Below are 13,403 nucleotides of genomic sequence, written 5' to 3'. Positions count from 1 at the left end.
ATGGCTCTGGCAGATTATGCAATAAAAAATAGAACTGTCACTTCCTTTCTGATTATTCTGCTCTTCATCGCAGGTTCGATTTGTTTTTTCAATCTCGGACGCCTGGAAGATCCTGAGTTTACTGTTAAAACTGCCATTATTACCACCCATTATCCAGGCGCTAGCGCTGAACAGGTTGAGCTTGAGGTCACTGAATTAATTGAGAAAAAAATTCAGGAAATGTCTGAGGTTAAGGACATCTCTTCTATTTCCCGACCAGGGTTGTCCATTATTAAAGTGAATATCAAGAATCAATATTGGTCCGACAGACTTCCACAAGTCTGGGATACGATGAGAAAAAAAATTGAGGACGTCAAACCACAGTTGCCTCCTGGCGCGGAAATTCCAATAGTTGGTGATGATTTTGGTTATGTCTTTGGTTTTTTACTCGCCGTCTCCTCTGATGGCTTTAGCTATGCTGAACTAGAGAAATACACCAAAGCCTTGCAAAAAGAACTTTCTATTGTTCCTGGCGTTGCGCGTGTTGATTTATGGGGTGCACAGAAAAAACGGATTTATCTAACGATTTCAAATACCCAATATTCACAATTGGGTATTACGGTTGCCGATTTAGAGCAAACACTAAAACTGCAAAACCAGGTTGTTGATGCCGGTCAGGTCGATTATCAATTTCAACGAATGAGGCTAGCCCCAACGGGTGAATTTACCAGAGCTGAGGCGATTGGTGACTTAGCCTTGATACCACGATTAAAAACCAATGAGCCGCACAAATCGGATGAAATTATAAGAATTCGTGATTTCGCTGATGTCAAAGAGGGATATATCGATCCCCCGCAGCAATTGATGCGCTATTCCAGCCTTCCTGCTATTGGTGTCGCCCTAGCCCCCTTGCCCGGAGTCAATGCCATCGAAGTGGGTAATGCAGTGTCTAAGCGCATTGATGCGATGCAAGCCCAACTACCCAAAGGCATTGAGATTCACAAAATTTCCTGGCAATCCGACATTGTCGCCGAATCGATCGATTCCTTCCTCATTAACTTAGTCGAAGCGATAGTCATCGTCCTAATCGTGTTAGCGCTGACCATGGGATTTAGGGCGGGCATGATTATTGGTGTTTCCGGGTTGCTGCTGGCAATTCTTGGAACCTTTATTGTCATGCAAATACTTCATATTGACCTTCAACGGGTTTCCTTAGGCGCCTTGATTATTGCCATGGGAATGATGGTTGATAATGCCATCGTTGTTGTTGACGGATTTATTATCCGCATACAACAGGGAATGCAACGCGAAAAGGCAGCAGTCGAAGCAGCACAAATTTCAGCCATGCCCTTATTAGGTGCAACGGTAGTTGCCTCAATGGCCTTTTTCCCAATTTTTGCATCGACTTATGATACCGGCGAATACGCAGGTAGTTTGTTTACCGTTATTGCTGTCTCACTCTTGCTGAGCTGGGCCTTATCACAAACAGCAACCCCGTTGCTTTGCCTCGCCTACATCCCGCAACCCAAGCAGATGAGCGGTTCAGAGGAGGTCTATAGTAATCGACTTTATCGTGGTTTTCGTGCCTTTCTTGAAACAGCAATCCACTATCGTTATGCCTTCACCCTGCTTATGTGTGGACTCTTAGCGCTTGCTATAATTGGCTTTCGTTTTGTACCAATTATGTACTTTCCAGATTCCTCCCGCTTACAAATGATGATCGACTATTGGGCTCCAGAAGGAACCCGTATTCAGGTCGTTTCTTCCGATGTTAAACAGCTGGAGTCTAAACTTTTACAAGACCCTGGCGTAGATAGTGTAAGCACCTTTATTGGCCAAGGACCGCCACGTTTTTATCTCCCAGTTGAATCGGAATTTCCTTATTCGTCTTATGCGCAATTAATTGTCAACCTGAAGTCTATAAACGATGTTGACCGCTTAGTTGCTGAACTTCCTGCCTGGAATAAAACAACCTTTCCACAATCTTTGGTGCGGGTGCGCAAATACGCAGTAGGCGCCTTTAATAACTGGAAAATTGCAGCTCGATTTAGCGGACCGGCCAATGCAGATCCCGCTGTTTTACGTGATTTAGCGGAGCAGGCTGTTGCAATCTTAAGAGCGAATCCGAATGCCATCGATGTCAGAACCGATTGGCGTGAAAAGGTTTTGCAAATCTCTCCCGATTATCAGCAAGAACGTGCGCGTTGGGCAGGTATTTCCCGTTTGGATTTAGCCCAGGCCCTACGTCGCGCAAATGATGGGGTTCCCGTGGGACTTTATCGCGAGGAGGATGATCTAATCCCAATTATTATGCGTCAACCCCAGGATGAGCGAGACACTGCCGCGGTAGATCTGCCGCTTTTACAAGTCAATTCGCAATTAAACACCCAAACAATTCCAATATCTCAGGTAATTGGTGGTATCAATCTAAACTGGACAGACCCAATAATCTGGCGCTGGGATCGTAAGCGCGCAATTACCGTTCATGCCACGCCCTATCAGGTAACTGCCAAAACTCTACGTGATTCTATCCTGCCTCAGTTTGAAAAAATCAAACTGCCTCCGGGCTACAGCTTGACCTGGGATGGGGAGTATAAGAGTTCAAAAGAATCTGCTGATGCCCTAAAACCCGGGCTTTTCCCAACCATTATTATCATGTTATTAATCATCGTCATGCTATTTAATGCCTATCGCCCGCCGCTGATTATTATCGCCCTTATTCCCTTTGCCATGATTGGTGTTACCTTTGGTTTATTAGTGACAGGGGTTGCCTTTGGTTTTATCGCTTTATTAGGGGCGATGAGCTTGTCAGGGATGATGATTAAGAACTCTGTTGTTTTATTGGATCAGGTCAACATTAACCTCGCTGCAGGAATGAAACCCTATGATGCCGTTGTTTCTGCAGCCCTAAGTCGCCTGTCTCCTGTGATCAATGCTGCAGTCACCACCATACTGGGTGTTATTCCCTTACTGCAGGATATTTTCTGGGTTTCTCTGGCGGTTACCATTATGTTTGGTTTAACTGTGGGTACTATCTTAACGATGGTTTTAGCGCCAGTGTTTTATTGCATCCTTTATAAGATCAAGCCTACTTCTCAATAAAGCCGCCCCTCATCCGCCCTTTGGGCACCTTCTCCCCTGAGGGGAGAAGGTGCCCAAAGGGCGGATGAGGGTTGGGAACTTACCCCATAATATGATAACCACTATCGATATAAATCGTGTCACCAGTAATGCTCTTCGCATAGTCACTAGCAAGGAAGACCAACATGGCACCAACATCATTGATATCGGCCAGAGCTTTAAGCGGTGCTTTTTCTTTAGCTTGTTGAATCAGCTTATCAAACTTGTCCAGACCAGAGGCAGCTCGTGTTTTGAGCGGACCAGGTGAAAGTGCAATTACCCGGATATTATCTGGCCCTAATTCGACAGCCATATAACGTACTGCAGCCTCCAGAGCAGCCTTCACTGGTCCCATCAGATTGTAACTTTTCACAACCTTTTCAGAACCATAAAAGGACATAGCAAATAAAGAGCCGCCATTTTTCATAAGCGGTTTGGCAAGATGAGCCATACGTAAAAAAGAATGACAAGAAATATCCATTGCCAAAAGAAAGCCCTCTTTAGAACAATCGATCAATGAACCCTGTAAATCTTGCTTTGGAGCAAAGGCTATGGAGTGGATGACAATATCAATCTCACCCCAGGTCTTAGCTATTTCTGCAAATAATTGTTTTAAATCATTAGGATTAGTGACATCACAGGGGCTATAAATTGCAGGTTTAAGCTCTTCACAAACCTTATCAACAAAGGGCTTAGCCTTTTCATTGAGGTAGGTTATCGCTAAATCAGCACCAGCAGCTTTTAACATGCGCGCACAGCCATAGGCGATGGAATAGTCATTAGCAATGCCCACAACCAAGGCCTTTTTTCCCTTTAGCAAGAACTTATCCATATTTAGCCTCATTGTTAATTAGTTGATAGCAATGATGAGCAATAATCCAATCCTCATCGGTGGGGATCACTAAAACGTCGACTGCACTGGATTGTTCACTGATCCTTAGCTCATTGGCTTTATTCAAGGCTGAATCGAGTTTTAAACCAAACCACTCATTGTTTTGACAAACTGCTTCGCGAATTTGCCAGGCATGCTCGCCAATTCCCCCTGTAAATACCAAGAGATCTAAGCCACCAAGTACCGCAGTTAATGCACCCAGCTCACGGCGAATTCGATAAACAAATAATTCAATAGCTTGCTTCGCTTGAAGATTAGTAGACTCAAGCAGCTCCTGCATATCAGAGCTGATTTCAGATACTCCAAGTAAACCTGATTGCTTATAAAGCAGGCTTTGAATAGCTTTCGCAGACATAGTCTTTGATTCGAGCAGGTAAAAGATAACGCCAGGATCCAAATTACCGCAGCGTGTCCCCATAACCAAGCCATCCAAGGCAGTAAAGCCCATAGAACTATCGATGGATTTCCCCTCTCGAACCGCGCACATACTTGCACCATTACCCAAATGCGCAATAACAACCCGCCCAAGTCGTCGCTTTGCTTTCATAATAGCTAATTGATGCATGATGAATTCATAAGAAAGACCATGAAAACCATAACGTTTAAGGCCTTCTTCACTTAGTTTGCGTGGGATTCCGAAGGTATCAGCTACTGCAGGATGAGTTCGATGAAAGGCGGTATCAAAACAGGCAATTTGACTTAAGCCAGGAAATAGTCGCGCAATGGTTTCAATCGCTTCAATATTATAGGGTTGATGTAGGGGGGCAAAGGGAATGTATTGCTTTAGCTGTTGCACGATAGCATCTGAGAGCAAAACAGGCGCATGAAAATCATTTCCGCCATGCACTACTCGATGCCCTACTGCCTGAATTTTGAATTGTTGCTGACTAGTTTTTAGCGATGAAAACAAGAGTTCATAGAAAAAACTGTAGTTGCAATCCTTATTAAAATGCTGCTCTTTTATGAGCGCTTGGTTCTTATCATAAACCTTTAAAACAGGGCTTATCCCTAAATTGCCAACTTGACCATGCAGGACGCGAGTCAAGGCAGAATTAAGCTCATAGACAGCGAATTTAATGCTGGAGGAGCCTGAGTTTATGACAACTAGTTGATTATTATCCATAATTTACCGACATTTGGTTTAAATCCCTATAATAACTTGTCACCTGCAGTTTACTGGAGATCCCTCACTTTGTTCGGGATGACGTATTGTAGACCCACGTCATCCCGAACAAAGTGAGGGATCTCCTGGCATTCAAGAGATGTCTCAGCGGGGGGCAATTTATAAAAGAATAGAATGCGCTAAGAAAATCTTCAACGATCACCAAAGCACAGATCGTCAATATTTAATGACCACTATTATCAATATGAGAGCAAATATAATATTTAATTAACATAATTTCGATAATCTAGCGCCTACAGATACTTTAGGAGTTAGAGCATGCGCACTAAAACTGAACCCAATCAATCCTCAAGCAACGAACAAGATTCAAACTTACCCGCAGAAAGCCAAACTAGTTCATCCACTTTGCTAATGTGGAGAGCCCTAAATTTTACCACTGTCGCAGCAACTACATCGGCCGCAATAGTAAGCATTCAAAGCCCAATCAAAACTGTTTTAGTTAGCTTAAGCAAAGATGGTACCTTCTTTCCACCCTTTTCAGGAGGCACCTTAGGTCTTGTTCGCGCGGCCTATGCCGGAACCCTATCCTCTCTGAGCAGCTCTTCACTTAGAACTCTTTATGTTACAGGAACAAAAAAAATCAGACCTACGGCTACGGAAACAAGAGAAATTGAAGAGACTGTTCGGGTTAATGAAACAGGCTATGTTATGGCAGTTTCATTTGGGGATATCCTTGTTAGCCAGTTTTCAGAATCACTTTCACAATATAAGAAAATGCATGGATTTTTGCCGAAAGATTTTAACTGGAAGACACGCCATAATGCCTATCAATTAATGAAGGGCGGTTTTGCCCCCCGATATTTATCTGGGCTAGTCAATTTTACCTCCCTCTGTATGGTTGAAGACAGGATTGCAGAGAGTCTACCTATCGAGGACCCCACTGCACGACATTTTGCAGCAGGAGCATTAAGTGGAATCACAGCCGGTGTCTTCTCTTATCCTTTTTCAGCGTTCAAAGACTATGTGCTTGCACAAAGCACAATTACTGAGAAGGGTGAATTACAGACAAAGAGCAGCTTTGCTGTATTAAAACAGGCTGGTGCACTTATTAAACAAAACCCCAGAGAGATGGGAATGACTTTCTTTAAAAATGCTGCAAAACAGCTACCCGTTCGGTCTGGACTCACTGGTACTATCTTTGCAACAGTTGCCGGAATCAATGAACTACTCGGGCCTGAGCCCCTCGGCGCTCTCTCTGAGCGTTTTCAGCCTGGGAGAGATGATGAAGAAGACCTTAGATCAGATCTAATGTTCACTCAATAACTCCTTAATACAACGTCATCCAGAGCGCAGCGAAGGATCCCCGAGATTAGCACTGTGCCACATTCAGGAGATCCTTCGCTGCGCTCTGGATGACGTAGTATTGTGTAGATACCTATGGATTTGACCGCAGGCTCACTACTATTAAGTTAACGTCAGTGGACTGCGAGATCTCCCATTTATTTTGCCGCAACCTAATGAAAAAATGCGGAGAAGCTCCTATACTGATATTAAATTTGTCTGACCTATGCAACCAATAGAAGGGATCTCCTATGTTGTACAACCCACTAGATAACCGTTCGCTCTATAGCGTGTATGACTTCTACATGAGAGCCATTCAACCTTATTCTGATTATTGCCTCAGTCTATCAAAGCGCTTTAATCGAGTTGCAGATTCGATCAATGTACCTGTAACCATACCCTATATGTCCGAGATGCAAAATGAGCTAATCAAATCAGCCTTGCAAGAAGGAGCCAAGCATTTTAGGGAGCTCGCTGGTTATCTTTATGTCTACCATATGTCAACTAACATCTATGAAAAGCCTAAGTTTAATATTCTCGATGTAAAAATTGACGATGACTATTACGATGTAACCGAAGTGATAGTCGATCGTAAGAGCTTTTGTAATTTGGTCCAATTCAAAAAAAGTGGAGTCTTCAAAAAGTCCTTTCCTAAGCTACTGCTGGTTGCTCCCATGTCTGGCCACTATGCAACCTTATTAAGAGATACCGTTAAGGGTTTGCTCCCCTACTATGATGTCTATATCACTGACTGGAAAAACGCTCGTGATGTTCCTATGGTTGAGGGTGCCTTTGATTTGGATGATTTTATTGAATACATCATTTCCTACTTTCAACTCTTAGGCCCTGAACTTAACGTAATGGCCGTCTGTCAACCGACGGTTCCAGTGCTTGCAGCAATCGCCATAATGTCTACCGAGAATGATCCACATTTGCCTGCTACAGCAATCATGTTGGGTGGACCGATTGACACGACTAAATCGCCTACAGCCGTGAATCAATTGGCTGCTTCACGGGGAGAGAATTGGTTTCAACAAAATGTGATTTCTATGGTTCCAGCACGTTTTCCCGGTGCTATGCGCCTGGTTTATCCTGGTTTTATGCAGCTTTCTGGCTTTATGAGCATGAATATGCAGCGCCATATTGAGTCGCTGAAGAACGCTATTGATAACTATGCGGAAAATCAACGCGCCAAGGCCTTTAAAATTATCCAGTTCTACCTCGAATATTTCTCGACCATGGATTTAACTGCTGAATTTTATATGCAAACAATCCATACGGTTTTCCAAGAGCAATTGCTGATCAAGGGACGCTATAAGTCAAAGGGTAAGGACATTCGCCTGCACGATATTAGAAAGACTTCCATTCTGGTTATTGAAGGTGAACGCGATGATATTACCGGTCTTGGACAGACTAAATCGATCATTGAACTCTGTAAAAATCTTCCAGATAACATGAAAGAATATTTCCTCGCTCCCGGAGTGGGCCATTACGGCTTATTCAATGGCAGCAAATTCCGTAATACGATTATTCCAGAGATAAACCAATTTATTGACTCGCAAAAAAACGTTCACGCTAAGGAAAGTGTAAACCATGGAGCCACAAAAACTCGACGTCGACAAACTGGCCAATAATTTCCTTGAACAGTGCCGGTCGTTACCGAAAATAAGAGTTGCAGTGATCTATCCCTGCAGCGAAGACTCTCTCGATGGAGCCGTTGAAGCTGCGCAAATGGGATTAATCGAGCCTATTTTAATAGGCCCGCAGCAAAAAATAGTGAGTTTGGCGCAGACCTTAAAGATTGACATCTCCGCTTATGACATTATCGATATCGCCGAGTCCGTCGAATCAGCTAAAAAAGCAGTTAGCCTGGCTCGCGAAGGCAAGGTTGATGCTTTGATGAAAGGCAACCTCCATACTGATGAAATGATGCATGAGGTTATAAAGGTTGATGGCGGCTTGCGCACGAGCCGTCGTATTAGCCATGTGTTTATTATGGCTATTGAAAAATACCATAAGCCTTTTATGGTGACTGATGCGGCAATCAATATTAGCCCTAACCTGATGACCAAAAGAGATATCATACAAAACGCTATCGATCTCTTTCATACCTTCAACAAAAATGCTGTACCCAAGGTTGCTCTCCTCTCTGCTGTTGAAACAATTAATGCAGAAATGCCATCGACTATTGATGCCGCCTGCCTGGCTAAAATGGCAGAAAGAGGACAAATCACTGGGGCACTTGTTGATGGACCCTTTGCCTATGACAATGTGTTCTCTTTGCATGCAGCAGAAACCAAGCAGATCAAATCACCAGTCATTGGTCAGGTTGATATTTTCGTAGTCCCTAATCTCGAAGCAGGAAATATATTAGCGAAGCAGTTAACCTTGATAGCCGATGCAGCCTCGGCAGGCATTATTTTAGGTGCCTCAGTGCCAATCATTTTAACTAGTCGCGCTGATAATATTCGTTCACGCATTAGCTCTTGTGCCATTGCCGCAATCATGGTTAATGCCAAGCGAACTATGAGGGAACAACATGGCTATTATTCATTATAAGAATATACGGGAAATTACAGGCGATATCCTTAAATTATCCGTACCACTTAGAGAGGATAGCCACTCAATTCCTGTACCCAAGCTCGATGATTTAGCACTTATTCATGCAGCCGATCCAAGTCAACCAACCTTACTAGCCCAGGTTACCCATTTACAGCAAGATGTGGTTACCCTTCAGGTTTATGGTAGCACCAAAGGCTTATCAACAGACTCTTCGGTCAGCTTTCTTGGTCACCCCATGAAAGTTAATTATTCAGCCAATATTCTTGGCCGGGTATTTAACGGTACAGGTAAGGCTATTGATAATGGACCCAAGCTGGATCAGGATGACAAAATCCCTATACGCACCGCTACAGTCAATCCAACACGCCGAATCTTAGCCTCGAAAATGATTCGCACCAATATACCGATGATCGATCTGTTTAACTGTCTGGTAGAAAGTCAAAAAATACCGATTTTTTCTATTGCTGGCGAACCCTATAACGAACTCTTAGCCAAGATAGCAACCCAGGCCGACGCCGATCTTATTATTTTTGGTGGTATGGGACTCTTATTCGATGATTACTACGCCTTTCGCAAAACCTTTGAGGATCATGGCTCCATTGCTCGCACAATCATGTTTGTTAACCAAGCCTCTGATCCCATCCTTGAACGCTTGCTAGTCCCTGACATGGCCTTAGCAGTTGCAGAAAAAATGGCCGTAGAAGAAGGCAAGCGGGTCTTAGTCCTATTGACTGATATGACAGCCTTTGCCGATGCCTTAAAAGAGGTCGGCATAGCGATGGAGCGAGTCCCATCAAACCGTGGCTACATGGGGGATTTGTATTCACAATTGGCCAGACGCTATGAAAAAGCCTGTGATTTCCAAGGCGCAGGCTCAGTCACCATCCTCTCAGTTACCACCATGCCTGGCAATGATGTAACTCATCCCGTTCCCGATAACACCGGCTATATCACTGAGGGGCAACTTTATTTGCATTCAGGCTCTATCGATCCTTTTGGTTCCTTGTCCAGACTTAAGCAGCATGTCATTGGCAAACAAACCAGGGATGATCATGGGCAAATTATGAATGCCATGATCCGCTTCTATTCTGCGGCCTGTGAAGCAGAACAAAAGCAGGCAATGGCCTTTGAAATTTCTGAATTTGATGAGCGCTTATTAAAATTCGGCCGCTTATTCCGCGAACGTTTTATGGATATAAACGTAGCTATTCCTCTGGAAAAGGCACTTGATTTATGTTGGCAAACACTGGGCGAATGTTTTCATGAGAATGAATTGCTTATTAAGCAGGAATTGGTTGCTAAGTATTTTAGTAAAACGTCATCTCGAACGCAGTGAGAGATCTCCAAAAGCAGGCACGAAGCCACATTCAGGAGATCCTTCACGTTGCTCCCAATGACGTAGGTCATGTCGAACGTAGAGAAACATCTCCTAAGTGTGGCACTGTGCTAATCCCGGAGATCCCTCACTATGTTCAGGATGACAGGGTCTTTATCGATGTTTGCTCTTAAGGGGCAAGGGCGCTCTGGATGACGTAATTTTGAATGCTTTAGGATGATCATCATGACACAAATTAAACTAAACAAAGCGTCACTAAGCCTAGAGCAAAAAAAACTGAAAAACTTTCAGAAATATTTGCCCTCACTCGAATTAAAAAGGAAAAAACTATTAACCGAGCGAAGCCTTGTTGAGCGTCAAATAGCTAGTATTAAAAGCAAGGAATCCGAGCTAAAAGAAAAAATCAACAATGACCTACCCATGGCAGCAGACCATCTACAAGCCATTAAAAAATTAATTCATATTCAAGCAATCAATATTCAAGAAGAAAATATCGTTGGAGTCCGCTTGCCAGTCTTTAAATCCATCGAATTTAACATTGCCGACTACTCTTACCTCAACAGCCCCCACTGGTTAGAGCACCTCATTCATCTCTTGTCTGAATTAATCGAAACAAGCTTAGAGGCCAAGGTACTTGCATCGCGCTCGCAACTGCTGGAAAAATCACTGCAAACAGTGACCCAACGAAGGAATCTGTTCGAAAAAGTATTAATTCCCAATGCAAGAAATCATATTCGCTTAATACAGATATTTTTAGCCGACAATGAACGGGCAGCAGTTGTCCGTTCAAAAATTGCTAAGAAAAAGAGGCAGATATCATGAGTATCGCCAAGTTCAAAAAAATTAGCTTACTTGGCCTAAGCCAATCTAAAAAGGAAATCATCAATGCCTTGCAAGGCTTAGGCTGCATGCATCTTATCGCTATTAATCCACCGTCTAAGAAAGCGCTAACAACCAGCTCTACAACCCTGCTTGACGAAATCAAATCAGCCTTACGCTATCTTAAGGACTCACCACAACAAGGGAGAGCACGTTTACACTGGCATGACTTCAGCCCCGATAAAATTGTAAAGCAGATCTTAGCCAATCAAAGCGCTTTAAGAGCCATGATAGATCGGCATGATTTCCTAGAGCAACGCACTAAAGATCTAGCTGAATTAGGCCAGTTTGAGCTGCCGCCAGAGGAGTGCTTAGCAGGGATAAAACTATGGTTCTATAAAATAAGCGTTAATGAAACTCAGCTAATTCCCAAAGAAATTCCCGCACAAGAAATCTATCGCAATAATCGTTATATTTTTATTGCGCTCCTAGCAACTACTGAACCCCAGGATGAGCAGCTTTGCGCAAGGCGCATTCATACCGGTTCAGTCTGCCTGAATTCACTTTATGTTGAATTAGAGTTGGTAAATGAGAAAATCGACGACCTCGTTGATGAGCGACGAAATTTAACACGCTATCGCTATTTATTATCACTAGAACTTGCCCAGTTTTCAGATCGAACCCAATTGAAAAAAGCCTTGGATAAGACACAGGATCATGATGATTTTTTCCTTCTCCAAGGCTGGCTGCCGCAATCGCAACTAGTTGAAGTTCAACAGTTTTGTGAACAAAATCAACTTGCCTTAACCATCGAAGACCCGCTAGAAGGCGAGCTCCCCCCAACTCTATTAGAATCGAATTCATGGTTAGCCGGAGGACGAGAGCTAGTTAGTTTTTATCAAATTCCTGGTTATCATTCCCTCGACCCATCAATCATGGTCTTCTTTTCCTTTTCCCTGTTCTTCGCGATGATTATGGCCGATGCCGGCTATGGCCTCATTCTGGCCTTATTCACTCTTGTTAGCTGGAAATGGTTAGGACGATACAATGGAGCGAAATGGCTTAGACCCTTGCTGATTTCAATTAGCAGCTTTTCAATTGTTTATGGTGTTTTGCTGGGGAGTTATTGGGGCGTTGAACCCAAAGCAGGAACCTGGCTAGCCGAACTAAAAATTATTAATATTAATAACTTCAATGCCATGATGGCACTGGTCATTGTCATCGGCTGCCTGCATATTTGTCTGGGCTCTGCGATGCGCGCCTGGTTTAGTACCCAGCTTAATGAACGCCTACAAGCCCTCGGCTTTATCCTGTTTATTATCGCAGCCCTTGTTTTCTCTCTAGGCTTAGCAAAACACCACAACTCGTTAAAGGAACTGTCCTATGTCTTGTTCCTTATCAGCCTATTGATGATCATGATTTTTGCATCCAATGAACCTGTAACCGGCTTTAAAAGCCTAGTCAAACGAATCTTCCACAGCCTGGCAGCCTTGTACGAACTCCCCTCTTTACTGGGTGACATCTTGTCTTACCTTCGTTTATTTGCCTTAGGACTTGCCGGTGCATCGCTAGCTATTACCTTTAACACCCTCGCAATGCATATCGGCCATTCAACGAGCTGGGTCTTGGCAATTATTGTGTTATTGATTGGCCAAACTATGAATTTTGCCTTATGCCTGATGGGGGCAGTAATTCATGGACTACGCTTGAATTACATCGAATTCTTTAAATGGGCACTTAAGGAAGATGGCTATATTTATCAACCCTTTAAAAAGCAGGAGATTTCGCATGAATGACTTAATGCTATTGTTTGGCTGGTTAGGCATCTATGCGCCAATGGCGCTGGCTACTGTCGGCTCAATCTGTGGCTGTGCTATTGCAGGACAGGCAGCGATTGGGGTGATGCTGGATACTGAGGGCGGTTATGGTAAATACATCGGAGTCTCAGTACTCCCTTCAACCCAGGCGATTATGGGAATTGTGATTATGTTCACCTTGAACAAACCAGTCACCCCAGGAATTGCCGGCGCCCAATTTGGTATTGGGGTGCTCGCTGGAGTTGCTTTGATGATCTGTGCCATTCAGCAGGGTATTTGCTGCGCCAGCGCCATTAACGCAACAAAGAATAAACCAGAAATTTTTGGTTTATCGATTGCGCCAGCAGCGATCGTTGAAGGCTTTGCCGTGTTTATCTTTGTATTTGCCTTAGTGCTCAGTAGTGGAATCTAGGA

Annotated in this window: 10 protein-coding genes; 8 read left to right on the top strand and 2 right to left on the bottom strand. The window is 43.6% G+C overall.

The window, feature by feature from the left end:
- Positions 1–3,081 (top strand): efflux RND transporter permease subunit, encoded by a 3,081-nt coding sequence (locus tag BN1094_RS15985; RefSeq protein ID WP_044012148.1) that lies wholly within the window; start codon positions 1–3, stop codon positions 3,079–3,081.
- A 79-nt stretch (positions 3,082–3,160) separates the two neighbouring features.
- Here the strand turns inward: BN1094_RS15985 and fabI are convergent, their stop codons facing one another.
- The gene (gene fabI / locus BN1094_RS15980; protein WP_044012147.1) at positions 3,161–3,931 is read right to left on the bottom strand and encodes an enoyl-ACP reductase FabI; all 771 of its coding nucleotides are present in this window, start codon (positions 3,929–3,931) and stop codon (positions 3,161–3,163) included.
- On the bottom strand, positions 3,924–5,114 hold the full coding sequence (locus tag BN1094_RS15975; RefSeq protein ID WP_044012145.1) for an acetate/propionate family kinase: 1,191 nt from the start codon (positions 5,112–5,114) through the stop codon (positions 3,924–3,926). Before BN1094_RS15975 ends, fabI begins: the two co-directional genes overlap by 8 nt.
- A gap of 318 nt (positions 5,115–5,432) precedes the next feature.
- Here BN1094_RS15975 and BN1094_RS15970 point away from each other — a divergent pair, with 318 nt between their 5' ends.
- The 7 genes from BN1094_RS15970 to BN1094_RS15940 all read left to right on the top strand — a co-directional run bounded on the left by BN1094_RS15970 (position 5,433) and on the right by BN1094_RS15940 (position 13,401).
- Positions 5,433–6,437 carry a hypothetical protein gene (locus BN1094_RS15970; protein ID WP_052403341.1) on the top strand — a complete coding sequence of 335 codons (1,005 nt, stop codon included), beginning with the start codon at positions 5,433–5,435 and terminating at the stop codon, positions 6,435–6,437.
- A gap of 269 nt (positions 6,438–6,706) precedes the next feature.
- Positions 6,707–8,089 carry a polyhydroxyalkanoate depolymerase gene (gene phaZ, locus BN1094_RS15965; RefSeq protein WP_081935187.1) on the top strand — a complete coding sequence of 461 codons (1,383 nt, stop codon included), beginning with the start codon at positions 6,707–6,709 and terminating at the stop codon, positions 8,087–8,089.
- Positions 8,049–9,014 (top strand): bifunctional enoyl-CoA hydratase/phosphate acetyltransferase, encoded by a 966-nt coding sequence (locus tag BN1094_RS15960; RefSeq protein ID WP_044012144.1) that lies wholly within the window; start codon positions 8,049–8,051, stop codon positions 9,012–9,014. The genes phaZ and BN1094_RS15960 overlap by 41 nt, the downstream gene beginning before the upstream one ends.
- The gene (locus BN1094_RS15955) at positions 8,995–10,353 is read left to right on the top strand and encodes a V-type ATP synthase subunit B (protein WP_044012143.1); all 1,359 of its coding nucleotides are present in this window, start codon (positions 8,995–8,997) and stop codon (positions 10,351–10,353) included. The genes BN1094_RS15960 and BN1094_RS15955 overlap by 20 nt, the downstream gene beginning before the upstream one ends.
- A 225-nt stretch (positions 10,354–10,578) precedes the next feature.
- Positions 10,579–11,175 carry a V-type ATP synthase subunit D gene (locus BN1094_RS15950; protein ID WP_245614375.1) on the top strand — a complete coding sequence of 199 codons (597 nt, stop codon included), beginning with the start codon at positions 10,579–10,581 and terminating at the stop codon, positions 11,173–11,175.
- Positions 11,172–12,968 carry a V-type ATP synthase subunit I gene (locus BN1094_RS15945; RefSeq protein ID WP_044012142.1) on the top strand — a complete coding sequence of 599 codons (1,797 nt, stop codon included), beginning with the start codon at positions 11,172–11,174 and terminating at the stop codon, positions 12,966–12,968. The genes BN1094_RS15950 and BN1094_RS15945 overlap by 4 nt, the downstream gene beginning before the upstream one ends.
- Positions 12,961–13,401 carry an ATP synthase subunit C gene (locus BN1094_RS15940; protein ID WP_044012141.1) on the top strand — a complete coding sequence of 147 codons (441 nt, stop codon included), beginning with the start codon at positions 12,961–12,963 and terminating at the stop codon, positions 13,399–13,401. The genes BN1094_RS15945 and BN1094_RS15940 overlap by 8 nt, the downstream gene beginning before the upstream one ends.
- The last annotated feature ends 2 nt before the right edge of the window (positions 13,402–13,403 follow it).

The organism is Legionella massiliensis (assembly GCF_000756815.1).
Taxonomy (GTDB): domain Bacteria; phylum Pseudomonadota; class Gammaproteobacteria; order Legionellales; family Legionellaceae; genus Tatlockia; species Tatlockia massiliensis.
The sequence above is the reverse complement of the archived record's forward strand: the minus strand, read 5'-3'. Positions and strand labels throughout refer to the sequence as shown.

Excerpts from the sequence above, each read along its gene's own strand:
- BN1094_RS15985 (WP_044012148.1), top strand. The coding sequence starts at position 1 with ATGGCTCTGGCAGATTATGCAATAAAAAATAGAACTGTCACTTCCTTT.
- fabI (WP_044012147.1), bottom strand. The coding sequence starts at position 3,931 with ATGGATAAGTTCTTGCTAAAGGGAAAAAAGGCCTTGGTTGTGGGCATT.
- BN1094_RS15975 (WP_044012145.1), bottom strand. The coding sequence starts at position 5,114 with ATGGATAATAATCAACTAGTTGTCATAAACTCAGGCTCCTCCAGCATT.
- BN1094_RS15970 (WP_052403341.1), top strand. The coding sequence starts at position 5,433 with ATGCGCACTAAAACTGAACCCAATCAATCCTCAAGCAACGAACAAGAT.
- phaZ (WP_081935187.1), top strand. The coding sequence starts at position 6,707 with ATGTTGTACAACCCACTAGATAACCGTTCGCTCTATAGCGTGTATGAC.
- BN1094_RS15960 (WP_044012144.1), top strand. The coding sequence starts at position 8,049 with ATGGAGCCACAAAAACTCGACGTCGACAAACTGGCCAATAATTTCCTT.
- BN1094_RS15955 (WP_044012143.1), top strand. The coding sequence starts at position 8,995 with ATGGCTATTATTCATTATAAGAATATACGGGAAATTACAGGCGATATC.
- BN1094_RS15950 (WP_245614375.1), top strand. The coding sequence starts at position 10,579 with ATGACACAAATTAAACTAAACAAAGCGTCACTAAGCCTAGAGCAAAAA.
- BN1094_RS15945 (WP_044012142.1), top strand. The coding sequence starts at position 11,172 with ATGAGTATCGCCAAGTTCAAAAAAATTAGCTTACTTGGCCTAAGCCAA.
- BN1094_RS15940 (WP_044012141.1), top strand. The coding sequence starts at position 12,961 with ATGAATGACTTAATGCTATTGTTTGGCTGGTTAGGCATCTATGCGCCA.